Raw genomic sequence first — 25,812 nt, 5'->3', positions numbered from 1 at the left:
GTCTCCGATAAGGTTTTAAAACCACCCGGTGGCAGGAACTCCTTTTGTTTTATAGAAATAGTTGAAAATGTCTTCATCCCCTTTATGAAGACATTTTTGCATTAATTTCTCTTTTGATATTGTCGTCATCGAATTTAATCAATTGAGACCATATAAAAAAAACAGAAAACTTTTTTAATTAAGTGCATCTAAAAAAAGACGGCTCTCTCGCTTCCATAGCAACAGAGCCGTCCCTTTAATTATTTTATCTAGACAAAGATTTAACGATATCTCCTAATCTCCGAATACCTTTTTCAATATTCTCTTCATTCTCATAGCTGAATGACAGACGGAGGTATTCTACCCCTTCTGTCTGGTTGAGGAAAAAGTATTTACCGGGTAGGAAAGATACCCCTCCCTCGGTTGCCTTTACAAGTAGTTTCTCTGTGTCTACACCTGGGACCTTCACCCATACAAAATAACCGCCCCCGGGAACAAACCAGGACACATTTTCTGGGAGGTATTTCTCAAGGGCTGCCAGCATAACATGGCATTTTTTCTGATAGGTCTTACTTAAAGTCTCCAACCGCAATGTAAAATCTGTATTTTCCAAAAATGCGGCCATGGTTGCTTGAGAGAAAGGGTGTTCCAAATCTTTTTTAAACCAAAACAAAGCTTGGATGAATCTTTCTGATGCATGCACCCACCCAATTCTCATCCCTGGGGCCACCACTTTTGACAAGGACCCCACATAGAGAACCCTGTCTTCCCTATCCATGGACTTCAGTGTCTTAGGGTTGTTAGTAAAACCAAGCTCACCATATGCATCGTCTTCTAACACGAAAAAGTCGTATTCTTCTGCAAGATCTAGAACATGCCTTCTCCGCACGTCCGACATAGTTGTACCTGTTGGGTTATGAAACGTTGGTATCGTGTATAAAAAGGTTGGTTTCGTCATCCCTTTTTTCTTTCTCTCCGCAAGCATCTCCGCTAACCGTTCCGTTTGAAGACCGTCCTGATCAATCGGTATGGTTAAAATCCTATCTGTGTAGTTATGAAAGATCTCGAGTGCCTCCATATATGTTGGTGATTCGACTATCACGACAGCTTCTTCATCAAGGAAAATACGTGCAATCAAGTCTATCGCCTGGCATGCACCAGATGTGATTAAAAGCTCGTCAACCTTTGCGGGCATACCGCGTTTTTCCTGTCTAATCCTCACCCATTCTTTCAACCTATCAATTCTTGGACTTCCTATGTAATGAAGTGGAAGGTCGTTTTCTTCTTCAATCAATAGTGCTACTGCGTCTTTTAATTCTTTACTCGGAACAAGGTGAGGTGCCGGATAACCGGAATGCAAACGTATGGCGTGAGTTGGAATGGATGGAATCCATTCGCCAGGTGGGTTATGTTGTAAGGCTGCTTTGATGTTATTAGGAAAAAAAGATTCCGTGTTCATTGATACCAGTCACCTTTCTAATTTACATGTTCCTTCTATTTTAAACCTACACTCCGTTGACAAACAATAGCCTGGTGTTTGAAGAAGGAAAATTAGTAAGAAAGAAATCATTAATTTAACCTAAAATCACCTGAAGTCGTTCGTACCTTAAGGAGGAATTCTCCATCTCCAATCTTACCGGCTATTTCCTTCTCACTTTTCTCCTCATATTGCATTCCTTCTAAGTTTACGATACCTTTTCCTGATTGCCCTTTGAAGTCAACTGCTAGAGAGGTAGGGCGTTCCTCGAACTGTATTCTCACATCTCCACTCGTTACCTCGACCGCTATATTACCTGATACCTTGTCATTTTCTATATCGATGTCCCCAGATGTAGTCTCTACGACAATATTTCCTTGTACACCCCAAACATTAATATCTCCTGATGTTGTATCCACTTGTACATCCGCGAGAACTTCTTTGATGGTGATGTCACCGCTAGTTCCAGCAATAGCTATCTCCTTGGCTTCGGTGTTTTCGATGCGCACATCGCCACTTGTCAGATCAATTGAATAATTATCTGTTACGGTAACACCTTCGACCAAAATATCCCCTGAAGTCAGCTCTGTTCTCAATGAACCCACTTGCAAACCTGAAATTTGAATATCACTTGATGTGGAATAAGTGGATAACTCTGAATACGTTTTTTCCGGCACTTCCACTTCAAGTTTCAGTTTGGTGATGTTAGGTCCAAATTGAAATTCCATTTTAGGTTGTTGTACTTCAATATGTATGTTTCCGTTGACTTCCTTTACTTTTAATTTATATTTATCCTTATTTTTTTCACTAACATCTCCTGATAACTTTGCATAAATGTCTTCTCTATCCACAGAAACCACCTTGATATCCGTTGATGTGGTATGGATTTCTATATTTTTTGCTTTATTGTCGGATACTGTTTCTTCTTGTTCGATAGAAGTAGTATGGAAATTTAAACTAAACGTTTCTTTGAACTGACCAAAAACCACTGTAGCTCCGATCGCTAAAAGAATGAGCACAAACAAAAACGATAATACTTTTTTCATGCATTTTCCTCCTCCCCATTTTTCACCCTAACACTATAATGACGCATGGATTTCGGAATTCCTTTTAATGTAAAAAACCCTTGATAGACTAGAGTTCGAAGGCGATATTCTAAAAACGCAGTATTGAATCTTCCTTCTAACTGGCCATGCATTTCACCAATAATTCTTGCTGCTTTTACAAACTCATTTTCGGCAAAATCCTTTTGGACTCTTTTAGCGCAATGCAGTAATTCTTGATCTATATAGTCTTCCCTAACCTCTTGTATTTCTCCGTTCTTCCAAATACGAAGCAGGCTCTTCGCTTCTCTTAGTTGAAGCCACTCGTCTGATAATTGATTTCTAGTATTTGTTGACATTTTATTTCTTTGTTCTTTTTCAAAAATATCTTTTAACATTTCCGGCATGATATCACTTGTATAAATAGGCTCGAATTGATTGGAAAGAGTAAGTTGTTGATACACTTTGGTTGCATTAATAAGAACCACTTCATTTTCACAGTTACGCAAGTGGTGAAGAATGTATCTATGAAAAATTTGTTCGTGGGCGTTATCAGCTGTCCACAGAATGATAGGAATATGTGGAGGGATTTGGTTTACTTCTTCGATTGCTTGTTTAAATTTTCTATTAAACTCTTCCTCTATGGATTCATCAAAAATATTAATATGATCTTGGAGCCACTCTTGTCTGGCAGGCGGATCCCATAACGGGCCAATATCGAACATTTCCCAGAAACCAATCACCTTGTGGTTTCGCTCTAAGCCTACCTTAAGCGATCCAGCAATAGATTCGCTCCCCGCAATATGAATGATGCTATAATCTGTTCGAGGTGGAGGTTGGTGGTCAATTGTTTTTACTATATTTTGGATTTCTTCTATAATTTCTTCTTTTGGAAAATCCATTTTCGTTAATTGGTCCAAACGAAGTAAGGTTAAGTAGAGCCAAGTTTTTGCATCTTTTTCGGAAAGTTGATTAATATTTTCTTTTACATCGTCTAGCATCGTTCGACCTCCAAGGAATAATTTACCTATACTCTAACTATACCATCTTCAAATGGCTAATTCTACCACTTCATTGTGGTGTCGTTTTTATTCAAAGTTTTCCAATATAATAGTAAGATAGCATCAGAAACTTTATAGTTTGTACATACGTATGTAAAAGAAACAAATTAATTGGACGATGGACTCGTCCCTAGGAGGATATAATGGTAGTCAAACATCGATATATGACGGCGTTGTTATTGAGTGGCAGTTTACTTCTCTCTGCCTGTTCAGATAAAAATACAAGTGTGGAAGAAAGACAGCCTACTGAGCAAGAAGTAGTAAAAGATACATATCAACAACTTGTTGATAAAAAGAATGCAGAATTGGAGCTTGAAGCACTTGAGCTAACATCTTATGCAGAAGAAGTGAATGCGACTTTCCATGCACCTGTGTACAAGGAATTCAGTGCAAACGGACAAATAGAAATTGCCGGTACTGTTGAGAAGCATGCTGATTTAAAAGGGGAGTACGTTTGGATTAAGGTGCGTTCTGATGAGAACGGACCTACAGGGGCTCTGATGGAATATTATGCACCAATAAAAGATGGCGAGTTTAAAGAGAACATTTCTTTTTTTAATGGCGCAGGGGAATATCGGGTCACCGTTCAACTTCCAGACACAGAACGTGAAAACTATTATTACGATACTGCTAGTTTCACCGTCCATAATGTGAACCCTGAATCAACCTACGATATTTCTTTAACTCCTTTTGGACATGATGCGGGCCTTCAGTTTGATGTTGAATCTGGTTATTTAAAGGAGAACCAGCTATTCTCTTTTGAAGGGAAAGCATCTGCGCTATCGGACGGAGATACTATAATGCTGCAGTTGAAAAAGGACTCCGACATTTGGAAGCATATGGTCACTGTAGAAAATGGCCAATTTTCCACGGAAATTCCACTGTTCTACGGAAAAGGATTGCACCAGCTTGAAGTAATGGTCCCCGATGGTGAAAGTGAAGACTACTATCAGCTTGCATCAACTTTTTATATAGACAATGCCTCTGAACGAGTGATGCAGCCTTTAGAATATTATACTGCTTATAAAGAGCGCGGTGTGACTCTCGAATCTCCCCAATACGGAGGAGATGAGACGGAAGGTACTTACTCAGTAAAGGGAAAAATTGATCCGGAAGCAGAATTTAGTACAGAGACGACTCACATTTATGTTAGTACGAAAAAAGGCGAAGATGAGGCACTTGATGTTATCCCTGTGGAAAACTATGCGTTTGACGGTTCCTTCTATTTGCGTTTCGGGCCTGGTGAGTATGAAGTAACACTAAGTGTGCCAGAAATCAAAGAAGAAAATAGTGATTTTTTCCGTTATTATGGTTTTGCTAAATTTCAAGTGAACGCTTCTGCTGAAGATAAACGGAATCTTTTGCCTTCCCGAGGTGTCCAGTCTGATGCGCCGGAGATTATCAAGCTTGCAGAAGAGCTGACCACTGGGAAGGACACTGATCGAGACAAGGCAAAAGCCGTTTATGAATTTGTTGCAAAGAATGTTAGCTATGATGTCCAAAAGTATCGAAACAATGAATTCGAGTGGGACGATAGTGCACTAAAGACCTTGGATTCCATGACAGGCGTGTGTCAAGATTATGCGTACCTTGCATTAGCTATATTGCGAGCGAGTGGGGTCGAGGCTAGATATGTAGAAGGACGGGCCGGCTCTCCATGGCCGGGGAACCATGCATGGGTAGAGGCGAACCTGGATGGTGAGTGGGTCGAGATGGATCCAACTTGGGGTTCGGGCTATATTGATCGTAATGATAAATTTGTCGCTGCTTTTAATGAGGATTATTTTGATCCGAATCCGGAAGAGTTTAAGAAGACACATACGCGGACTGGGGTCAGGTATTGATGAAGTTGGTTCTATTGCATTAGGAAATGTTGGTGGACACATGGGCGATAGCTATGTGTCCACTTTTTTTTAGACGTACTCTCTACTACCGTTTCCCTCTTTCCCTCTTCATTTCGGGCGGAGAGACGCTCTCTCTACTACCGTTTTCCTCTTTCCCTCTTCATTTCGGGTGGAGAGAAGCTCTCTCTACTACCGTTTCTCATCTTCCCTCTTCATTTAGGGCGGAGAGACGCTCTCTCTACTACCGTTTCCTACTTTCTCTCTTCATGTCGGGCGGAGAGACGCTCTCTCTACTACCGTTTTCCTCTTTCCCTCTTCATTTCGGGCGGAGAGACTCCTCCTCTTCTACCCTTTCCCACTTTCCAACAGCACTTCGAGCGTAGAGACACCATCCCACACCACCTACCGCTTCAACCTCCTCAAAATCTCCCGAACATGCGGATGATCCCTGTTTTCCATTTTATAAGCCAGGTAAATAGTGTTTTCTACCGAGAGGTGCGGGAATAATATCTTTGTTTTTCCTGCCTCAATGGCATCCTTAACCAGATAGGTAGGAAGCACACTTTTCCCCATGTTGTTTTCTATGGCTTCCAACACAGCTCTTAAATCAGGAATCACATGAGACGGCTGGATTTCTGGTCGTTTATTAAAATGCTCACGCCAGTATCGTCGAACAATAGGGAGTTCGGTTCCATAACTTAACCACTCCTTGCCAGTCAACCAAGCTTCTATCTCTTCCAAGGACTTCGCACCAGATTCAGTTTCACTTTCTATCGATGCTACTACTACAAACACTTCGTCTTCAATTTTCTGATATTCTATGCCAGCGATAGGTGTTTTTTGTGTGGTAATAACCAAATCTACTTCACCTGCACTTAGCTTTTTCTGCAATTCCTGCGCAACCCCAAACTGTACAGATAGCCGAAGATCCAACCCTTTAAACTCTTTGATTGCCGCTTTTGTAAAATATTCTGGGGGAGTACCAAGCTTAACTAATGGTGCAAGTGAAGGTTGATTGGATTCATTCCTTAACTCCAAACTGGTACTCTCTAGCTTCTCAATCAACGGAACAATTTTTGTATACAGCTCTTTCCCCTTTTCTGTGGGAATCATTTTTCTAGGGGAACGAACAAAAAGAGACTCTCCCAACTCCGCTTCCAATGCAGCCAAGTGTTGACTCATTGCCGGCTGCGTTAGAATTCTCGCCTTGGCTGCTGCTGATACTGACCCATGTTTGTATATACTTATAAAACTGCGATACCATTCAAAATCAATCATGCTATTTGTATTCCTTTACTTATATGAAAGCACCGCCCTTCACTAAGAAGAACGGTGCAATTTCATAGATATATTTAAACCTTTGTTAGTCTGTAGACTTCCCGTTTTTCCACTAAATTTTCTATTTTACGACGATAGTTTTTATAATGTTCTGTTTCAATATGTTCTTTCAAAGCCTCTTCATCCTGCCAAGTTTCATAGAAAACGAAAACACCTTCTTGTTCCACGGATTGATGCAAGGAGTATTCCTCACAGCCTTTTTCCGCACGCGATGGTCCCACCATTTTCTTCATTTCTTGAAACAGATCATCTTCCTTACCTGGTTTTGCCGTCATAATAGCGTTTATTGTGATAGGTTTCATGCAAACACCTCTTCCATATTATACTGCATGCAGCAGGATTAATATGTCTAGCCTAGTTGTTTTACTACTTCTTTAGCAACGCTGATCGTGGATTGCGGGTTTTGACCTGTAATTAGGATACCGTCCGCTTGCATGTGATCTGCCCAATTATCTCTAACAATAACTTCCGCCCCTAATTCACGAAGGCGAGTTTCTAAAAGAAAAGGCATATACTTATCTAATGTTGTTTCTCTCTCCTCATCATCAGTAAATGCTGTTATTGTTTTACCTGATACAAGTGGAGTTCCATCTGAAAGCTTCACTCCCACAAGCCCCGCTGGACCATGGCACACAGCTGCAACTAGCTTGTCCGCTTCATACAAATCGCGAATCACTTGGTGTAACTTCTCGTTATCAGGCAAATCAAACATTGTACCATGACCACCAGGTAAAAAGATTGCATCAAATTTTGATATATCTGTAATGTCTTCTAATTTAATTGTATTTTCAAGATATCTTGCTGTATCTAAAATTTCCTGAGGTGTTTCTCCTCCTTCTAAACTTCTTGCATCAACAGGAGCTTTCCCGCCTAGTGGACTTGCAACTGTTACCTCGTACCCTTTATTAGCAAACTCCACATATGCCTCGCCGAATTCAGAAAGCCATAGTCCTGTTTCGTGTCCGTCTTTCATTTTATCTGCTGTAGTGACTACCATTAATATATGTTTACTCATTTCTTATTCCTCCTAAAAGTTGGTTTCATTTCTTACAGTTTTTATTGTAGTACCTGATTATCTATAATACAAATTAGATAAATTTACACGATATATAAATATATTTATAGTTATACACTCTCCTCTCCTTTGTACAATACCCAATATTTTTATTTACATTCTTCCTATCCCCACTAGAAAACCGGGTTTAAATACCCATTTCAAAATACCCACTCGACAATTTATGTCGATTTGTGTAAATTATCCTTTGCTATCTACCCTTAATACACTTAATATGAAATTATATGTAACTGTTAATTATTTGAGGTGTTGGAAAATGAGTGAAAAAGAACCGTACTTTATTGCTACTTCTAAAAGAAGGTGTTTAGAGAGCGGTATGGATCCGGAAGAGATTCCAAGTCCAAAAAAATTTATGACAAGAGAAGAGTTGGTAGATAAGCGACGAGCTTATGGAGAAATATTATCTGTAGTTAGTTTTTTTTCTAATAAATTGTTGAACTCCTTAAAAGGAACACCCATCCTTGTCGTAATCTCTGATGCTGAGGGGTTTTTACTGGAGATTAATGGGGACGAAATGATTAAATCGACAATTGAACGGTTTGGTATTAAAAAGGGTAGTCAATTTACTCAAGCCGATACTGGTACTAATGTAATTAGCTTAGCTTTACAACAAAACCATCCTATCAGCCTGATTGGAGATCATCACTATCACAAAGCTTTCCATCAGATTGCCTGTTACGGTGCAGCATTACATTATACAGATGATAATGATTTACTTGGCAGCGTATGTATTATGATGCCCATTCAATGTCAGAACCCGCTCTTCTTAACGATGCTCTCGCAAGTGGTCGACTCTATCGAACGGGAACTTTTGCTAAGAAAACAAAATAGAAAACTAAATATCATGAACCAAATTATGTTGAGTAGGACGAGAAATGGAATTGTAATTACCGATGAAGAAGGCGTCACAACGGAATTTAATGAGTTTGCTCAAAAAATATCCAATCGTACTAGAGAATCTGTAATTGGACGAACCATTTTCGAGTCTGAACTGACTGGTAAATACTTCAAAGAAGTCATTGACAATCAGAAAAAATACGAGAATGTTGAGATAAAGTTTAATAACCCAAATGGAGAACCGGTAGTCTGCCTTTTTGACGCACAACCAATCTATGAAGAAGATAAACTGGTCGGTGCCTTTGGTCAATTCCGTGATATAACGGATCGATATTTTATAGAAGAAAAATTCAACTATCTGGCATACCATGATGACCTGACCAATCTTCCAAACAGACGTTACATACAAAAAGAAATGGAGTCTCTTATTCAAGACAATCAATTAGGAAAAGAGACAAAGATGGCCATTCTATTCCTTGACCTGGATCGATTTAAGATTATTAATGATACGTTCGGTCATTCCAATGGAGATCTTCTACTAGTTGAGGTCACAAACCGGTTGGTTGGGTGCCTCGGTGAGAAGGATACGCTTGCACGTATGGGCGGGGATGAATTTATTTTCTTATTGCGAGATTTTGAGAATGATCAATATGTAACGGAAATGGCAAATAATGTGCTAGAGCTATTCAAGAGGCCATTTACCGTGAACTCCCATGAGTTTCATACCACTGTCAGTATTGGTGTGGCAATTTACCCAAACATCCCCATTACTCTTGAAGATTTCATGATCTATGCCGATAATGCAATGTATAAAGCAAAATCACAAGGAAAGAACCGCTATGTAATGTATGCTTCTGATATGTTGCACAATTCTATGGAAGAATTACAATTGGAAACAGATTTGCGGAAAGCATTGGAACGAAATGAGTTCGTTCTTCATTATCAGCCTCAGATTTGCAACAAAACTAGAGATATGATAGGTGTGGAAGCATTAATCAGATGGAATCATCCAACTCTTGGGTTAATCTATCCAGACAAGTTTATTAACCTCGCAGAAGAAACTGGACTAATTACGAATATTGGGGAATGGGTAATTGAAGAGGCTTGTGCACAGAACAAAAAATGGATAGATGCCGGCATGACCCCTTTTAAAGTGGCTGTTAATCTATCCACCCAACAATTTTTCAAACTGAACCTTGTTAGCCATGTACAAGGTGTTCTAAACCGTACCGGCCTTGATCCGCAGTATCTTGTGGTAGAAATCACGGAATCTATGGCGATGGATTTTGATTATTCATTGAAAGTGCTTCAGCAATTAAAGGACCTTGGTGTTTATATAAGTATTGATGACTTTGGGACAGGCTATAGTTCGTTGAGCTACCTTAAAAGTTTTCCAATTGATTATCTGAAAATTGACCGTTCCTTTGTAAGAGATGTATTGAAAGATAGTCATGATGTAAATATCGTGAAAGCCATTATTACACTCGCTCACAACCTTGGTTTGCGCGTTATCGCCGAGGGCGTCGAGACAATTGATCAATTAAACTTTTTAAAGAAATATGATTGCGACACCATTCAAGGCTATCTATTTAGTAAGCCTATCTCAGGAGAACAATTTGAGCGATTACACCCGATGCTATTAAAAGAGATAGAGAAAATATACGTATAAGGGGATCGAAATTACAAATGAATACTTCTGCTACAATGTTGAAAATGGATACTGCTGCTGCCATCTTAGCGAAACTTTTTAAAAAGTGGGAAATCCAACATATATTTGGAATACCTGGAAAGGCTATATCACCCATCATTTATGCATCTGATAAAGAAGGTATTGAATTTGTATTATGTAAGCATGAAACAGGAGCGGGCTTTGCAGCTGCTGGCTATTCTTTCATGAGCGGGAAAATAGGGGTTGCTATCGGGACTTCTGGACCTGGAGGAACGAACCTTTTAACTGCTGCAGGACAAGCAAAAGCATCACACATTCCTGTATTAATTATTACAGGGCATCCATCCATGAAGGACACAGGCAAAGGAATGGGACAGGATTCCTCTTTATTTGGCACTGATCTTGTTGAAATGTTCCGGCATGTCACCAAATTCAGTGCCAGAGTGGAACGGGGGGATATGCTACAACCTTTACTACAACATGCTTTGGAAAAAGCTTTGTCAGGGGTAAAAGGTCCTGTCCACTTGTCCATTCCTTTTGATATTCTATTAGAAGAAATTGAACCGTTTGAACTTAATTTACCAAACCCTATTGAAATGATTTCCAACAACCTCGAAAGTGTAAAGATGGAACTACAAAACGCAACAAAACCTTTGCTATTCTTAGGAAAAGGAGTTCACTCTAGCAAGTCATATAAGGAAATCCAGCTCTTAGCGGAACATTGGAAAATACCTGTTATGACTACACCGGGAGGAAAAGGGGCGTTTATTTCCAACCATAGCCTATCACTTGGAGCTTTTGGATTGGGAGGAACAAAGGAAGCGTCCGACTATTTGCGGTCAGGTATAGATTTACTGATTGTTATCGGGTCTAAATTAAGCGATATGTCCACTGCAGGATTTACACCTGATATGTATCCGAAGCATTTAATACATTTTGACTATGATTCCACTTTCATTGGAAAAAGCATCAAGGTTCCAACTACACCGGTGATGGGGGATATCCGCTCTAATCTTCAACATTTATTAGGTCTTGCAGGTGTTAAAAATACCGATAGCTCGGAGTTTTTGCAACCAAAGCAGCTTAAGGATGTACCCTTTAATAAGGTCTCTGAATACATGTCAGCTGAATCAGCGATAAAAGTAATGCGCAATGAACTTCCTGAAGATTGCATCATATTTGGAGACGATGGCAGCCACACCTTTTACGGAATTAAGCATTTTGACATTTTTCAGCCAGGCAGTTTTATTTTTGATGATATTTTCGGTGCTATGGGTCATGGAATTGGCTACTCAATAGGAGCAAAAATAGCTGCGCCAAATAAGTCAATAGTATGCCTAGTCGGAGACGGATGCATGTTCATGCATGGAACGGAAATTTCCACTGCATTAAACTACCAATCTCCTGTTCTATTTATTGTATTGAACAATGGTAGGTTGGATATGGTGGAAAAAGGCATGAAAAAAATGAACGGAAAATCAATCGGAGCAATCTACAGCTCTCCACTCGATATTGCGGCCTTTGCAAATTCAATGGGTCTTGAATCATATAAATGCTACAACCCGCTAGATTTAAAAAATGCCATAGTACTTGGCTTAACAATTGTAGAAACTAAGAAAACGCCAGTCGTCATCGAAGTTATCGTTGACCCTGATGAAATACCACCTACCATGGGGAGGCAGTAAAATTGGAAAAAAATCGCTTTGAACTAGGAATAGAAACACTTGAAAAAATGTTCCCTTCTGAAACACTAGAAGGAATGAAGAAAATGAAAGAAATTTCCCCTGACTTTTGGGAAATGATTGTTGGATTCGGTTACGGAGAGCTTTACCCTCGCGAAGGACTCAACTTGGCTGAAAGAGAACTAGTCACCCTAAGTTCACTGATTACACAAGGTGCGTTTGAACAGCTAGAAGTCCATATTAGAGCCTCGCTCCGAGTAGGCCTAACAGAACAGCAAATTAAAGAAGTAATCATTCAATGCTCTGGTTATGCAGGATTCCCCAAAGCAGTACAAGCAATGAGAATGGCGAGTGTCATATTTTCCGACGAAGCAGAGAATGCCAAAAAATAAGAAAAAGCCCTAAAGCACGGTTATGCTTTAGGGCTTTTTTCTATAAGTTTTCCTTCTTCTTGTAGGACTTCAATAAGGGCATGAACTACTTCTGAATCATATTGAGATGGAGAAAGCCTTTGGAGTTCTTCGATCGCATACTCTAGAGTGAACGCATTTCGATATGCACGGTCTTCAGTCATTGCGTCAAATGTATCACTGACAGCAATAATTCTTGCTTCTAGTAGTATTTCATCGCCTTTTAATCCAGCTGGGTATCCCCTTCCATCTAATCTTTCATGGTGTTGCTTAATTATAGTGGCTATCTTGTCATCATAATAAAGATCTTTAACCATATTTGCCCCATCACCTGGGTGCATTTTTATTAGTTCAAATTCTTCATTTGTTAACTTTGAAGGTTTATTAAGAATCTCAGAAGGAATATTTATTTTTCCGATATCATGTAAAATGGCAGATAAAAACAAATTTTCTAAGTTTACTTTTGGCAATGCGAGTTTTTTTGCGATTTTAATTGAGTATTGAGTAACTCTCTCACTATGTTTAAACGTATAAACATCTCTACTTTCTACTTTTTCAACAACTTCTTTTAATTCTTTAACACCTTCGCTAAGTTGGTAAAAGGTTGGTTCAGTAATAACCCATAAATATGACACATCAGTTAATGCAGTAAAATGTACTGGTTCCTCTAAATTTGTAGCAGTAAAATAATCTTGAGGATATAATTTAACTTTCTCCCCATTAACATCGCAAGAAAGTTCTCCGCTTATTAAATAGAAAAATTCCATTACATTTGGGTTTTCAGCTGGATAGACATAAAAGAAATTATTTTTTGTTAGAGTTTGAATTATTACTTCAGTTCCATCGCCTCTTGCAAGCAAACTTAAACCAAAGTTTTCAAATTTCACTTGTTCTATGCTTGTTCCTTTCTTTCCTATCGTAAAAGCCACTTAACTTCCCACCTCTTACAAAACTTTAATTAAAAATTAACCACTCGCACCGGATCAATCCAAGCCCAACGGTCAGCAAATCTAACATACTTCCAAAAGCACTCAGCTACCACACCGTATTCTGCCACTTCATCAATGGTTTCCTGTGTCATTTGCAAAGTAATATCAAATACGTAGCTGATAATGGCATCAACCTCTTGGTCGAATTGAGCCGTTCTTTGAGCAATACGCTCCTCTAATAATTCTTTTTCTGCTTGCAGAGTCGCAAGTGCTTCTTCAATTTCAGCTTGTTGTAGGCTGTCTGTGGAGTTTACCAATGCAGTCTCTAGTTCATCTATATCAGTGTTTAACTCTGTTAACTCGTCTTCTAATTCTGCTAACTCTTCCAGGTAAACTTCCCATAAATCGTCAGCCTCTTGCACACCAGTTTCAATGATCATATCCATTTCCATATTTGCTGCGTCAATAATTTCTAGTGCTTTTTCTACATCTGCATCACTTGCTGCATGCGCATTTGATGATAATCCTAAAGAAACTCCTAAAAACAAAATAGTAAAGAAAGCAAACAAACCTAATCTCTTCACAGTAATCCCCCTCAAAATTTTTATTCTATACTCTCGTTGTATTCTGTGACTTTCTCCTGCAGTAACGTTATGTAATTTCGTGCTTTTTTCCTATTTATCACCATAATTATACAAGTTACACATGCTTAAATCTATATTTTTTTGTAATATTTTGTTTTTTCTTACATGTGCTATTTATTATATCGGCTAACAAAAAGTTTTATATAGAGCACTTCATGCTTTCGAATATAAAAAAACCAATCCCCTATAATAAGGAATTGGTTTTCTATATTTTATACTTCTGGCTTCATCGCTGTTCTAGATACTGTGTTGTGTACCATCTTTTTTGCTTCTCTGAAGGTCACAAAATTTTTGCTCTTTTCATCCCATAAACGGAATTTCAGTGATTTTAAACTTGTTGCCAGCGTAATCGTTGGTACATGTTGAAGGGGTGGTGTGCTATGATGACACTTTTCTAATTCATAGTTTGGCACCCTTGGACTTAGATGGTGTATGTGGTGGTAGCCAATATTTCCTGTTAGGAATTGTAATACCTTTGGCAGCTTGTAGTAAGAACTTCCTTCAACTGCAGCCAATACATATTCCCAATCTTTATCCATTTCAAAATAGGAGTCTTCGAACGTATGTTGCACGTAAAACAACCATATTCCTACACTTCCCGCAATCATAAAGATGGTGCCGTGGACAATTAGAAAGGATTGCCAGCCGATTGCTAAGCTTAATAAAACTGCTACAGCAAGAATTAATACGTTAGTTAGATATAAGTTGTTGCGTTCTTTTTGTCTTGCTTCTTTCCGGTTAAAACGGTTTCTAATCAAGAAAGTGTAAATTGGTCCTAATCCGAACATTACCAAAGGATTTCGATATAGACGATAAGACAATCGAGTCTTAAAAGATGCTGCTTTGTATTCTTCCACAGTTAGTGTCCAGATATCACCAACACCGCGCTTGTCCAAGTTTCCACTTGTAGCATGGTGAACGGAGTGATCATGCCCCCATTGATCAAATGGGAATAATGTCAGTACTCCCGTTACGGTGCCTACTGCACGGTTCCACTTTCGATTTTTGAAGAAAGAGTGGTGTGTGCAATCATGGAAAATAATGAAAATACGTGTCATGAACCCTGCAGCAAAGATGGCTGGAACCAACGCCAACCAATAGGATACTGATAAGCTTATATAAGTGAGATACCATAACAGGAAAAATGGCGTTAGCGTATTGATTAACTGCCAAATACTCTTTTTAGTTTGTGATTTTTCGAAAGGAGCAACTTGTTTTCTAAGGTTTTTCATCTCATTTTGAATTGACATTTTATTAAATCCCTTCGTTGTTGACTTGATAAAAATTATTATATCCAATATAAAAAATTTAGTTAGTAGCAGGTGTCATATGTAGAGTATGACAAATGTCATATAGTATTTGTAAAGGATTGTCAGACCTCTTGAAAACCGTTGGGGGACGTGATGTTTTCAATTTTTAAAAATCGAATAATATTTTTGTTGAAAATAAAAAAGAGTGATTCCAGACGGAATGTCACTCTTCATGTAGCCAACTGCTTTGGCTTAACTCTTCTTTTGGTAAAAAAACTATGCAAAAGCATGCCGATGATAATGACGAATAACCCAAGCATACCTATTACATTGGGCATTGGCGTGGATAAAAGAAGCACCTCTCCAATCAACACAAAAAGTACCTGCGTCGATTGAGTTGCCTCCACTGCAGCTAATTTTTCCTGACTGCCTCTCACCATGTCTGTTGCGATAAAGAACAGGGTGGTTGCGATGACTCCTGAACTGATGGCCACAATAAATGTTTGGAGAACCTGTTCCTCAGAAGGTAAACCCACTGTCTTATATCCCATTACTGCAACAAGTAACCAGACCGGGATTGTAGCCAACGTCATGCCAAGGACTCGTTGAAACGTATCCAACTTAGCTCCACACAACTCCATCATCTTCCGGTTACCAAGCGGATAGGCAAATGCTGCAATTGCGACAGGTATAATACCATAGATAACCATGGATCCAGTAAGACCACTTCCCTGTTGTGTCTGAATCAACAGAACCCCTGCAAAAATGACGAAGGAAATGAGAAGCCCCGGCATTGGAATACGTTCACGCACTTTTACTCCTTGCTCTAGTTTATAAAAGAAGGGACCTAGGAGAACTCCTGCGATAATGGTCAGTTGCCACGTTCCTGCAACAAGCCAGCCCGACCCATATGCTGCAGCAAATGTAATAGGTGCGTAAAAGAGAACAAAACCAGTAAAACTCCAAAGAAACCATCGGATTGGGGCCGTTCGCATTTCACGAAATAGTGGCCTAAGATTCCCCCTCACCCATACAATTAAAAGTAAAAACGGCACCATAAAAAAGAAGCGCAAGGAGGAACTCCATAGCCAGCTACCACCTGAGAGCTCCATGGAACGATTTAATATAAAGGTCACAGCAAAAAACAGTGAAGCGAATACGCCGATTGATATTGCTTTCACGGAAAACATCCTTCCCTCCAATGTATCTTTTTCATTATTATAAAAGAAAACTGTATGCAATATTTCGCTTTTCGAAAATTGTGATAAAATCAAAATAATTATACGTAAAGGAATGGATATTAATGAGGCGTCTTCTTGCAATAAGTGATATTCATGGTGATTTAGAAAAATTCGAAAGACTTCTTGAGAAAGTTAACTTTGATAGCAAGCAGGACAAACTCCTTTTACTCGGAGATTATGTGGATCGCGGGCCACATTCACGTAAAGTTTTGGACAAGGTGATGGAATTGACCGCTGTAGGGGCCATAGCCTTGATCGGAAACCACGATAAAATGATGATTGACGCTTTTGAAAATCCTGAAGACCCCCTTCATTTGAAAAGGTGGTACTATAACGGCGGCATTAAAACGCTGGAAAATTACGGATACAACGTAGAAAAAGACGATCCAAAATTTTGGTATAAGACAGAAGAGATGCCGGAAGCACTTGTCATAAATGAGGAAATTCGCCCGCATTTAGATTTCCTAAAAACCCTTCCATACTATTATGAAACAGATACTCATATTTTTGTCCATGCAGGAGTACACCCGGAGACAGCATTGGAGCGTACTGAACCTTATACCTTAGTGTGGATTAGAGATGAATTTCATAATGGGTATCAAGGTGAGAAGACAGTAGTTTTTGGACATACCCCAACAAAGTACCTCCATAAAAAGCCAGAGGTTTACTTCGGTGAGAATAATATCATAGGGATTGATGGCGGTTGTGCTTATGGAGGAAGATTGTATTGTTTGGACGCTTTAGAAAATACAGTCTTTTATGCAGAATAAAAATTCTCAGGGGTGCCCTAATCAGAGTACCTCTGAGAATTCATTACATACCCGTTATCGTTTATCCCCTGTATAAACATCCTCCTTAGTATGAAATCCATCTGCAATGACCGTTGCATCAATATTCGTTCGGTTCACAGCAATCGGAGGAAGTAACACTGATGGCACTTCCACTTTCCCATTGTTCACTTTGCGATTTGTATCAATGAATTCTCCTTTGGCCATAGCAACTGCCAGTCTCGCAGCTTCTTCGGCAAGAGTAGGTATCGGTTTATACACCGTCATCGTCTGAGTGCCTTCCACAATCCTCTGAGCCGCTGCAAGCTCTGCATCCTGCCCGGCTACAGGTATGCTTCCCGCTAGTCCCGCTTCCTCGAGAGCTTTAATGGACATCCCTGCTGTCGCATCGTTTGCTGCTATTACCGCGTCTATTTTCCCGCCATTTGCAATAAGTGCCTCTTTCATGTTGACGTAAGCGTTGCTAGGGAGCCAATTTTTGGTCCATTGATCATAAACGACAGTGATTTTCCCTTTATCTATTAGTGGCTGAAGGACATTAAAGACCCCCTTTTTAAACAGGTGAGCATTATTGTCCGTATCTGCTCCGCCAATATAAACATAATTACCTTTCGGGACAATCTTTGTAATTGCCTCTGCCTGAAGCTCCCCTACACGTTCGTTGTCAAAAGAAACATAGAGGTCAATTTCTGCATTTTTAATGAGTCTGTCATAGGAAAGGACCTTAATTCCGGCGAGTTGTGCTTTCTTAACGATCGTTGCTGTTGCTTCTGCGTTATGGGGAACTACTACAAGAAGATCCACACCTTTGCTTATTAGGGTTTCCGCCTGTAACACCTGCAGCGCATCATCTCCGTTTGCTGCTAGTATTTCCACCTCCGCTCCAAGGCTTTCCACTGCTGACTTAAAAAGAGCCCGGTCTCTCAGCCACCTTTCTTCTTCTAAGGTGTCCATAGAAAAACCGATTTTTATTTTTTTCACCTCAGAAGTTGTCCCTTTTGCCTGTTGAAGGAATTTATTCTGTACAGTTCCCACGTCCTGTTGAAGGGGTTTATCTGTCTTTTCACACCCCGAGGCTACAAAAAACAGAGCCAGCGTAACAAACAATGGTAGTAATCTACGTATTCCTAGCTCCATTTCTTCCATCCTCTCTGCTTTCTAAGCCTTATTTCGGAGCAATGTCTTACGATACTCTTTCGGTGAGAAATTGGTCATTTTTTTAAATACCTTGCTAAAGTAATTAGGATCATGGTAGCCAACTTCAAAAGTAATTTCTTTTATGCTCTTCTCCAAATCATTCATGAGCCGTTTCGCTTTCTCCATTCTGCATTCTGTGAGGAAGTCGATATAATTGATGCCCTGCTTTTCCTTGAACATTTTACTGATATATATTGGACTCAATCCCACTTTCTGGGCAAGTGTATCGAGCGATATGTCTTGATGGGAATGGTCCATGATGTATTGCTTAATCTGTTGAATGGTGTCTGCCTCTAAGTGGTTGTAGTGATCATCATAAGATTGTTTCATCATTTCCAAGAGTTGCTTTGTTTCGGAACGAAGCTGACGATAATGTGTTGTTTGTACCGAATAGAGTGGCGTTGTAGTTTCCACTCCCATTTCATTTAGTACACGTGAAGTAATCCAAAGAACCTCTAACATCCGTTGCTGAGTGTGCAATAAGTTGGCCGCTTCTTTTTCATAGGTTTGAAGAATGTTCATGACATACACTTGAACAGTATCCCATTGACCAAGTCTAATGAAATCAGTAATTTCCTTTTGCTGATTTTTATCCAAATGGCTTTTAAGGACATCGACATTTGCATGGATATCTGCATAAAAACGATAGTTCGTACTAGCTTTAGTATCTAAGGTACCCATAAGGGCTTCTTGATAAGATTGTCTAACCTGCTCAAGAGAGCTGCAAACTTCCCCTATCCCAATAAACCAATCAGTATGATGTGCTTTTTTTGAAATTGCTATAATGTCTCGCGCAAGGATACTAGCTTGAGAACGAAAGGTCTTGTCTGGCTGACGGAACACAATTATTGGAAGCTGATTCCCATATAGTGCTCCTACCCATCCGCTTTTGTTTTGCCTGACTTTCTCCTTAATTAAGGAATAATTGGATTCTGATCCTGATGGCAATAGGACGATCATGGCAAACATCTCATTCGTTGAAGGAATATCAAGCATTTCCATCAGCATGTCCACATGTACTTCATGGACGTGGTCGAACAACAGCTGCGTTACGACATCCGTCTCAACTAGAGTCAAGGTTTTTTCTAATGCCTCTTCCTGGAGCCTGTTTTTAGTTTGTTCGGCCTTCTCCTGCTCGATTTGCTTCAGTACTTTTCCGACTGTCATTCTAATTTCGCTAATCTTGCTTGGCTTAAGAATGTAGTCTTTGACACCCAGTTTGATGGCTGCTTTGACATATCCGAATGTGTCGTAGGCGGTGACCATGATGAATTTTGTTTTAGGATGCCTGGCGCTAATTTGCTCGACAGCTTCTAGTCCATTCAATCCAGGCATCTTGATGTCCATCAGAATTAGGTCAGGGGTATAATCGTCCGCCATTTCTACTGCCATTTTCCCATTTTTGGCCTGTTTGATTTGTAGGTCAGGAAAGTTTCTTTCGAGAATGGTTTGCATGCCTTCGCGTTCAATTTGTTCATCATCTACAATGAGGAGTTTAATCATCCGGTTTGACTCCTTTCATTTATTGGGTATCATATTTAACTCCTGTAGATTTTCGTTCCAGGTGCTTATCCAGAGGACGGTGCTTGAGCCTCCTCCGCTTCGCCGAAGCCACTAAAAAAAAGCTTGATTTTGAAATTTCACTAAACACCGCTGTTGATTTCCGCAAATGGCTTCGCTTTCCTAGGGGCGGTGCTTGAGCCTCCTCGCAACGCTTGAGGGGTCTCAAGCTACCGCTATCTCCCTTAGGAGTCTTCGCCTTTTGCTCCAATCCACAGCTAGGAATCATAAAAAACTTTACGTTATCAGTTTTTCAGTGGCTTCGCTTCGCCTGCGGGGTCTCCACCTACCGTTATCCCCCGTAGGAGTCTCACACCTTGCACTGCAATCTACAGGTAAATTCTGTTTTCAGTACTTTATTTTCAAAATAACCTTTGTTCCTTGGTCATGTATTCCTTTAATATCAATGACATCGTCATAGCCGTAGAAGAGTCGTAGTCGTTTTACGACATTACTGAAGCCGATACCTGTTGAATGTCCTTCAGTAGGTTGTGGGGTTTCTTCGTTCAGAATTTGAAGGATTTGTTGTTCTTTCATCCCCATCCCATCATCCTCAATTTCTATTACTACGTGGTTACCATCCATTTTGACTCGGAACCAAATGTTTCCTCCATCTTCCTTCGGCTCCACCGCATGAATGACGGCATTCTCTATTATTGGCTGGAGAGTCAAGGCTGGAATCTTTAAATCTAAGCATGATTCATCGATATCCCAATGCAACTGCAACCTGTCTGTAAAGCGTGCTTTCTGGATGTCCATATATTGTTTTAATACTTGAATTTCATCATGAAGCGTAACGGAGCGATCTTGCCGCTTTAAATTGTAACGGAGAATTCCGGCAACGCTTACTAAGAGGTCGCTCGTCTCTTCTGATCCTTCTAAATAAGCTTTTTTCGAAAGGGTATTTAAGGTGTTAAAAAGAAAATGCGGATTGATCTGACTCTGCAGGCTTCTAAACTGGCTTTCTTGTAAAAGCAGCCTACTTTCCTGAAGCTCTCGCTCAAGCGCTGCCTTCTGCTTAATCTCAGATATCAGGTTGTTAATATTAATACGCATTCGATCGAAAGTCCTTGCCAAAAAGGCAATTTCATCATTGGTTTCTATCTTTACCTGCTGTTCAAAATTCCCTTTGGATAGTTCATTTGCCGCTTTTGTTAGTTGAAAGACAGGCCTTGTAATCGTAAGAGAGAACCAGTATGTCGCAAACAGCAATAGACAGGTGATTAACAGCAGGCTCCAAATTCCAAGTTTAATAACTTCACCGGATTGTTCCATGATTCCCCTGTAAAATCTGTCAAATGTATTCAATTCTGTATCTATTAGTGTTAGGGTCATTTCGGATATATAGGTAGTAATTCGAGTGGCCTCTGCAAATTCTTGAGCGGAGGCCTCCGTATCATTTTCGGACTGAAACATAATGGACCTGTCGGTTGCTTCCACCAAGCTATCTATCAAGTTCATATAGTTAGTTAGCGTAAAGTCGTTTTCTGTGTTTCTTAAATGATATACGCCATATTTTGCTTGTTGAACCTTTTCCTTGCTTGCCGCAAGCTTGTCTAGGCTGACTTGTGTTGGATCAATGGTATAGTTGTTCAAATCTGTAACCAGCTGTTGACTCGCTTTTGTCACTTCATTCATGCTCAGGTAACGTTGCAAAATATCGTTATACTGTTTATGGGTTTTATGATTGTAGTATGTAAGCGCTATCCAAATTGTCGACATAATCACCAATACTACCGTAGTGAGGGTTAGAATTTTCTTTTGGATACTCGTCATTGTTTATCCGCTGCTTTCCTAATTCTGATATCTGTCAAATACCCATCTTTATTCAGCGGCACCGTTTCTCCGGTCAACCATTCCTTCATAAGCTTTACACTTTTTCTTCCCATCTCTTCTGGTGACTGTTCAATAACCCCATCCAACTTTCCATCTGCTAACAAGGTCAGTGTCTCCGCTCCATCGTCAAAAGAATAGATATGGTACGGTTCTACCTGGGAGCGCTTACTAATTTCCCCAATCATCGCACCGACAACATTGGCATTAATAGCGATGAACGCGTCAATATCTGGCTCTTTGTTCATTACATCTTGTGTGGTGGTTATGACTTGTTCTCTTGTGTCATCTGTAGTCGCATGGATCATATGGATATCATCGTAAAATTTTAGAATTTCCTTAATCCCTTCCATGCGCCGCTTTTGATAGTATTCCTGGTTCTTGTCATACATGAGTACGACATTCCCCACTCTGCCCATATCGATCAATATCTGTCTAGCAATCATTTTACCTGCTTCATACTGGTCGGAACCGACATAAGTACGCCGGATGCTTTCCTCCATCGGCACATCATTTGCCACCGTAATAATCGGAATACCATGGAAGCCAGCCTTCACTTTCGTCAATTCCTTAAATTCCTCTGAATCGAGCCCCTGTATGATAATTCCATCCATTTTGGATTGAATGGCAATTTCTATGTCTTTTAGGAAATCTTCTCTATTCTTCCCATAACTCCCCCATACTTCAAGGCTGACATCACTTTGTTCTGCCTGCTTTCTAGCACCTTCGCTTACCTTATCCCAGAAAGGCGTCTCCATATCTTGTGTAATAAGAACTAAACGATGTTCCTCTCTGCTAGAACTTAGTGCTTGAGGCAATTGCCAATCGGATTGGAAGATTTTTTGTGCAGATAAAAACGTGAGATGACATAGTAGAATAATAATGATACAAATTGCTAGAATTCCTGTTCTCCGCAAGAATGATATCCCCCTCCCCCAATAAGGCCATATTGTATATACACCGCTGTGGATTTCCGCAAATGGCTTCGCTTTCCTAAGGGCTGACGTGAGCCTCCTCGGCAAGCCTGCGGGGGGTCTCCACTTAGCGCTATCTCCCTAAGGAGTCTTAGCCTTTTGCTCCAATCCACAGCTCGAAATTACCAAATACTAAATCATATTAGTTTTTCAGTGGCCTTCCCCAATTGAGGTGTACTATTTTCATCATAGCACCTAATGAAAATAGTACAATCCCTGTTGAATAGCAGATTCAACAGGGATTGCCAGTTATTTATATTTTCATTATCGTTTTTTACGTGTCATAACATCAAAGATTACTGCTCCGGCAAGAACTCCTCCACGAATCATGTATTGATAGGAAATACCTACGCCAAGCAAATTCATTCCGTTTGACAGGGAGGCCATTACAACCGCACCGATGATGGCGCCTGTCACTTTTCCAACACCACCAGCAGAAGATACACCGCCCACATAAGCAGCGGCAATGGCATCAAGCTCAAAAAGAGTCCCTGCAGTTGTGGTTGCCGATTGCAAACGTGCTGTAAATAGAATACCTGATAGAGCCGCTAGCATCCCCATTGATCCAAAAACAATATACGTAATTTTTTTCACGTTAATCCCGCTCAAATGGGCAGCTTCCGGGTTACTCCCGACAGCATAGATATGTCGTCCAAGCACAGTTTTAGTAGTCAGGAAATGATAAACTACGACTACTATTAATATGATAATGACTGTCCAGGAGAATCCGTTATAGCCTGCTAGAATCCAAGTTATATAACCTATTATGGCGGAAACAAAGAGTAACTTTAGTGCAAAAATCGGCTTGGAAACAACTTCAAAATCATACTTGATTTTATTTCTCCTGGTCGAAATCTCACTGTAGATGTAAAGTAAAATACCAACCAAACCAACTAAAAGTGAAAGGAGGTGCAAACCGTTTAATTCTACAAGTGAAGGGATATAGCCATTACCAATCGCGTTGAAGGCATCATCTTGAATGATGATGGTACCAGTCTTCTCTGTCACTTGCAACAAAGCACCTCGGAAAATAAGCATTCCTGCAAGCGTGGCAACGAAGGATGGAATGCCAATTTGAGCAATAAGCACCCCGTTAAACAGACCAACAGCAACTCCTAAAAGCAAAATAACCGGGATCGTTACCCATACGGATACCCCTGCTTGTGTAAGCAAGATAGCTGCAATTGCCCCAAGAAACCCTGCCGCATATCCTACTGAAAGGTCGATATGGCGAATAACGATAACGAGCGTCATCCCTACTGCCAACACAGCAATATAACCCGCAGAGTCTAGTAGGTTACTAATGTTACGGGATGACATGAACAATCCGTCTGTCATAAAAGTAAAAGTTAATATAATGACAAATAATGCGATATACATCCCATAATCACGGATGTTCTCATGTATAAGCGTTCTGGCTTCTTGTATAACATTCATAATAATACCCCCTATTGCGTAGCAAGCTCCATAATTTTTTCTTGGTCTGCTTCTTCTACTGCCAATTCCCCTTTTATTTCTCCTTGGGCCATGACATAGACTCTATCGCTCATCCCAAGTACCTCACCAAGCTCGGATGAGATCATCACAATACTTAGTCCTTCCTCAATAAGCTTATTCATCACGGTATAAATTTCAAACTTCGCCCCAACGTCAATCCCGCGAGTTGGTTCATCTAGAATAAGTAGTTTGGGTCCCACAAATAGCCACTTTCCAATGGACACTTTTTGCTGGTTCCCGCCACTAAGGTTTCCTACAAGCTGTTCTAAAGAGGAGGCTTTAATATGAAGGGATTGTTTGTACTGTTCTGCGACCTTAATTTCCTCATTTTCATTTATAATCCCTTGCGAGGCTATTCCTTTTAAATTCGCTGCAGAGATATTACTTTTGATATCCTGTAAAAGGAAAAGACCATCATCTTTTCTGTCCTCTGTGACATAAGCTATTCCTGCCTTGATTGCATCACTAGTATGCTTAAGGGTAGTAGGAGTGTTATTCCACATCATATCCCCTTGAATTTTGTATGATTTGGCATTTCCGAAAATGCTGAGGGCAAGCTCTGTTCTACCTGATCCCATAAGACCAGCAATACCGACGATTTCTCCTTTTTTTACATGAAGATTTACGTTTTTGATGACCTGTCTTCCAAGTTGCGGATCATAAGCCGACCAGTTATGAAGTTCCAATAGGTTCTCGCCTGCTACTTCCTTCGTTCTTTTTGGGTAAATGTCTTCAATTTCTCTTCCTACCATGTTCTTGATAATGACACTTTCGGTAATTTCTGCTCTTTTCCCATCAAGCGTACAAATTGTCTTCCCATCACGGATGACGGTTGCTTTGTCTGCGATACTAATTACTTCTTTCAGCTTATGGGAAATCATAATGCACGTTATCCCTTGATTTTTTAGTTCTTTTAATAGTTCAAGCAAGTTTTCACTATCGTCTTCATTTAGTGCTGCCGTCGGTTCATCCAAAATAAGGAGCTTAACTTCTTTACTTAAAGCTTTCGCTATTTCTACAAGCTGGCGTTTTCCGACACTCAAATCTTTTACAAGCGTATCAGGGTTAACATCAAGCTTAACTTTCCGCAATAACCTTTTTGCTTCAACAATCGTCCTGTTCCAATCAATCACTCCACCAAACTTCATTTCGTTTCCTGCAAAAATATTTTCATAAACCGATAAATCTGGAAACAATGCGAGTTCTTGGTAGATGATGGCGATTCCGGTACTAACACTGTCACTGATTTTGTTAAATTGCTGAACATTTCCTTCATATATAATGTCTCCATCATATGTTCCAAAAGGATACACTCCGCTCAGCACCTTCATCAGTGTGGACTTTCCCGCTCCATTCTCCCCGATTAAGCAGTGAATTTCGCCTTTTTCCACTTTGAAATTCACATTACTCAGCGCTTTGACTCCTGTAAATTCTTTAGAGATATCGTTCATCTCCAGTATATAGTTGCCCATCCTTTTCCCCCC

General features: G+C 40.0%; 21 protein-coding genes. 5 read left to right on the top strand and 16 right to left on the bottom strand.

Annotated elements, in window-relative coordinates:
- Positions 1–244: 244 nt before the first annotated feature.
- From AAV98_RS04655 to AAV98_RS04645, 3 genes are all read right to left on the bottom strand, one after another.
- A complete protein-coding gene (locus tag AAV98_RS04655) occupies positions 245–1,438 on the bottom strand; it encodes an aminotransferase-like domain-containing protein (protein ID WP_060664371.1) in 1,194 nt (397 codons plus the stop codon).
- Between the two features lie 110 nt (positions 1,439–1,548).
- A complete protein-coding gene (locus AAV98_RS04650) occupies positions 1,549–2,502 on the bottom strand; it encodes a DUF4097 family beta strand repeat-containing protein (RefSeq protein WP_060664370.1) in 954 nt (317 codons plus the stop codon).
- Positions 2,499–3,500, bottom strand: a complete 1,002-nt coding sequence (locus AAV98_RS04645) for a DUF1835 domain-containing protein (protein WP_060664369.1) — start codon at positions 3,498–3,500, stop codon at positions 2,499–2,501. The genes AAV98_RS04650 and AAV98_RS04645 overlap by 4 nt, the downstream gene beginning before the upstream one ends.
- Positions 3,501–3,703: 203 nt before the next feature.
- Between AAV98_RS04645 and AAV98_RS04640 the strand changes: the two genes are divergently transcribed.
- Positions 3,704–5,404 (top strand): transglutaminase domain-containing protein, encoded by a 1,701-nt coding sequence (locus AAV98_RS04640; protein WP_060664368.1) that lies wholly within the window; start codon positions 3,704–3,706, stop codon positions 5,402–5,404.
- Between the two features lie 402 nt (positions 5,405–5,806).
- On the opposite strand, the gene AAV98_RS04635 is transcribed toward AAV98_RS04640, so the two are convergent.
- From AAV98_RS04635 to AAV98_RS04625, 3 genes are all read right to left on the bottom strand, one after another.
- Positions 5,807–6,682 (bottom strand): LysR family transcriptional regulator, encoded by an 876-nt coding sequence (locus AAV98_RS04635; protein ID WP_060664367.1) that lies wholly within the window; start codon positions 6,680–6,682, stop codon positions 5,807–5,809.
- 74 nt (positions 6,683–6,756) lie between these two features.
- The gene (locus AAV98_RS04630; protein WP_060664366.1) at positions 6,757–7,044 is read right to left on the bottom strand and encodes a putative quinol monooxygenase; all 288 of its coding nucleotides are present in this window, start codon (positions 7,042–7,044) and stop codon (positions 6,757–6,759) included.
- A gap of 47 nt (positions 7,045–7,091) precedes the next feature.
- Positions 7,092–7,757: a type 1 glutamine amidotransferase domain-containing protein gene (locus tag AAV98_RS04625; RefSeq protein ID WP_060664365.1), complete on the bottom strand. Its 666-nt coding sequence runs from the start codon at positions 7,755–7,757 to the stop codon at positions 7,092–7,094.
- 316 nt (positions 7,758–8,073) lie between these two features.
- On the opposite strand from AAV98_RS04625, the gene AAV98_RS04620 reads away from it, so the two are divergent.
- From AAV98_RS04620 to AAV98_RS04610, 3 genes are read left to right on the top strand one after another with little or no spacing between them, the layout of a single operon-like run.
- On the top strand, positions 8,074–10,323 hold the full coding sequence (locus AAV98_RS04620) for an EAL domain-containing protein (RefSeq protein WP_060664364.1): 2,250 nt from the start codon (positions 8,074–8,076) through the stop codon (positions 10,321–10,323).
- Between the two features lie 17 nt (positions 10,324–10,340).
- Entirely contained in the window at positions 10,341–12,008 is a 1,668-nt protein-coding gene (locus AAV98_RS04615; RefSeq protein ID WP_231687694.1) for a thiamine pyrophosphate-binding protein, read from the top strand.
- A 2-nt stretch (positions 12,009–12,010) separates the two neighbouring features.
- A complete protein-coding gene (locus AAV98_RS04610) occupies positions 12,011–12,397 on the top strand; it encodes a carboxymuconolactone decarboxylase family protein (protein ID WP_231687693.1) in 387 nt (128 codons plus the stop codon).
- Between the two features lie 20 nt (positions 12,398–12,417).
- On the opposite strand, the gene AAV98_RS04605 is transcribed toward AAV98_RS04610, so the two are convergent.
- The 4 genes from AAV98_RS04605 to AAV98_RS04590 form a co-directional block, all read right to left on the bottom strand.
- Complete coding sequence (locus AAV98_RS04605) at positions 12,418–13,344, bottom strand: HD domain-containing phosphohydrolase (protein ID WP_060664363.1); 927 nt, start codon at positions 13,342–13,344, stop codon at positions 12,418–12,420.
- Between the two features lie 29 nt (positions 13,345–13,373).
- Complete coding sequence (locus AAV98_RS04600) at positions 13,374–13,928, bottom strand: hypothetical protein (protein WP_060664362.1); 555 nt, start codon at positions 13,926–13,928, stop codon at positions 13,374–13,376.
- Between the two features lie 272 nt (positions 13,929–14,200).
- The gene (locus AAV98_RS04595) at positions 14,201–15,238 is read right to left on the bottom strand and encodes a fatty acid desaturase (protein WP_060664361.1); all 1,038 of its coding nucleotides are present in this window, start codon (positions 15,236–15,238) and stop codon (positions 14,201–14,203) included.
- A 230-nt stretch (positions 15,239–15,468) separates the two neighbouring features.
- Complete coding sequence (locus tag AAV98_RS04590) at positions 15,469–16,419, bottom strand: DMT family transporter (RefSeq protein WP_060664406.1); 951 nt, start codon at positions 16,417–16,419, stop codon at positions 15,469–15,471.
- 122 nt (positions 16,420–16,541) lie between these two features.
- Between AAV98_RS04590 and AAV98_RS04585 the strand changes: the two genes are divergently transcribed.
- Positions 16,542–17,249 carry a metallophosphoesterase family protein gene (locus tag AAV98_RS04585; protein WP_060664360.1) on the top strand — a complete coding sequence of 236 codons (708 nt, stop codon included), beginning with the start codon at positions 16,542–16,544 and terminating at the stop codon, positions 17,247–17,249.
- Between the two features lie 54 nt (positions 17,250–17,303).
- Here the strand turns inward: AAV98_RS04585 and xylF are convergent, their stop codons facing one another.
- The 6 genes from xylF to AAV98_RS04555 all read right to left on the bottom strand — a co-directional run bounded on the left by xylF (position 17,304) and on the right by AAV98_RS04555 (position 25,800).
- A complete protein-coding gene (gene xylF / locus AAV98_RS04580) occupies positions 17,304–18,404 on the bottom strand; it encodes a D-xylose ABC transporter substrate-binding protein (RefSeq protein WP_060664405.1) in 1,101 nt (366 codons plus the stop codon).
- 21 nt (positions 18,405–18,425) lie between these two features.
- Positions 18,426–19,967 carry a response regulator gene (locus tag AAV98_RS04575; protein WP_060664359.1) on the bottom strand — a complete coding sequence of 514 codons (1,542 nt, stop codon included), beginning with the start codon at positions 19,965–19,967 and terminating at the stop codon, positions 18,426–18,428.
- A gap of 405 nt (positions 19,968–20,372) precedes the next feature.
- On the bottom strand, positions 20,373–21,800 hold the full coding sequence (locus AAV98_RS04570; protein WP_060664358.1) for a sensor histidine kinase: 1,428 nt from the start codon (positions 21,798–21,800) through the stop codon (positions 20,373–20,375).
- Entirely contained in the window at positions 21,797–22,774 is a 978-nt protein-coding gene (locus tag AAV98_RS04565) for a sugar ABC transporter substrate-binding protein (RefSeq protein WP_060664357.1), read from the bottom strand. The genes AAV98_RS04570 and AAV98_RS04565 overlap by 4 nt, the downstream gene beginning before the upstream one ends.
- 321 nt (positions 22,775–23,095) lie before the next feature.
- The gene (locus AAV98_RS04560; RefSeq protein ID WP_060664356.1) at positions 23,096–24,268 is read right to left on the bottom strand and encodes a sugar ABC transporter permease; all 1,173 of its coding nucleotides are present in this window, start codon (positions 24,266–24,268) and stop codon (positions 23,096–23,098) included.
- 11 nt (positions 24,269–24,279) lie between these two features.
- The gene (locus AAV98_RS04555) at positions 24,280–25,800 is read right to left on the bottom strand and encodes a sugar ABC transporter ATP-binding protein (RefSeq protein ID WP_060664355.1); all 1,521 of its coding nucleotides are present in this window, start codon (positions 25,798–25,800) and stop codon (positions 24,280–24,282) included.
- Positions 25,801–25,812 lie beyond the last annotated feature (12 nt).

The sequence above is a fragment of the Bacillus sp. CHD6a genome (genome assembly GCF_001293645.1).
Classification (GTDB): Bacteria; Bacillota; Bacilli; order Bacillales; family Bacillaceae_I; genus Sutcliffiella_A.
The sequence above is the reverse complement of the archived record's forward strand: the minus strand, read 5'-3'. Positions and strand labels throughout refer to the sequence as shown.

Bases quoted from the DNA above. Each gene is read 5' to 3' on its own strand.
- AAV98_RS04655 (WP_060664371.1), bottom strand. From the start codon at position 1,438: ATGAACACGGAATCTTTTTTTCCTAATAACATCAAAGCAGCCTTACAA.
- AAV98_RS04650 (WP_060664370.1), bottom strand. From the start codon at position 2,502: ATGAAAAAAGTATTATCGTTTTTGTTTGTGCTCATTCTTTTAGCGATC.
- AAV98_RS04645 (WP_060664369.1), bottom strand. From the start codon at position 3,500: ATGCTAGACGATGTAAAAGAAAATATTAATCAACTTTCCGAAAAAGAT.
- AAV98_RS04640 (WP_060664368.1), top strand. From the start codon at position 3,704: ATGGTAGTCAAACATCGATATATGACGGCGTTGTTATTGAGTGGCAGT.
- AAV98_RS04635 (WP_060664367.1), bottom strand. From the start codon at position 6,682: ATGATTGATTTTGAATGGTATCGCAGTTTTATAAGTATATACAAACAT.
- AAV98_RS04630 (WP_060664366.1), bottom strand. From the start codon at position 7,044: ATGAAACCTATCACAATAAACGCTATTATGACGGCAAAACCAGGTAAG.
- AAV98_RS04625 (WP_060664365.1), bottom strand. From the start codon at position 7,757: ATGAGTAAACATATATTAATGGTAGTCACTACAGCAGATAAAATGAAA.
- AAV98_RS04620 (WP_060664364.1), top strand. From the start codon at position 8,074: ATGAGTGAAAAAGAACCGTACTTTATTGCTACTTCTAAAAGAAGGTGT.
- AAV98_RS04615 (WP_231687694.1), top strand. From the start codon at position 10,341: ATGAATACTTCTGCTACAATGTTGAAAATGGATACTGCTGCTGCCATC.
- AAV98_RS04595 (WP_060664361.1), bottom strand. From the start codon at position 15,238: ATGTCAATTCAAAATGAGATGAAAAACCTTAGAAAACAAGTTGCTCCT.
- AAV98_RS04585 (WP_060664360.1), top strand. From the start codon at position 16,542: ATGAGGCGTCTTCTTGCAATAAGTGATATTCATGGTGATTTAGAAAAA.
- xylF (WP_060664405.1), bottom strand. From the start codon at position 18,404: ATGGAGCTAGGAATACGTAGATTACTACCATTGTTTGTTACGCTGGCT.
- AAV98_RS04575 (WP_060664359.1), bottom strand. From the start codon at position 19,967: ATGATTAAACTCCTCATTGTAGATGATGAACAAATTGAACGCGAAGGC.
- AAV98_RS04570 (WP_060664358.1), bottom strand. From the start codon at position 21,800: ATGACGAGTATCCAAAAGAAAATTCTAACCCTCACTACGGTAGTATTG.
- AAV98_RS04560 (WP_060664356.1), bottom strand. From the start codon at position 24,268: ATGAATGTTATACAAGAAGCCAGAACGCTTATACATGAGAACATCCGT.
- AAV98_RS04555 (WP_060664355.1), bottom strand. From the start codon at position 25,800: ATGGGCAACTATATACTGGAGATGAACGATATCTCTAAAGAATTTACA.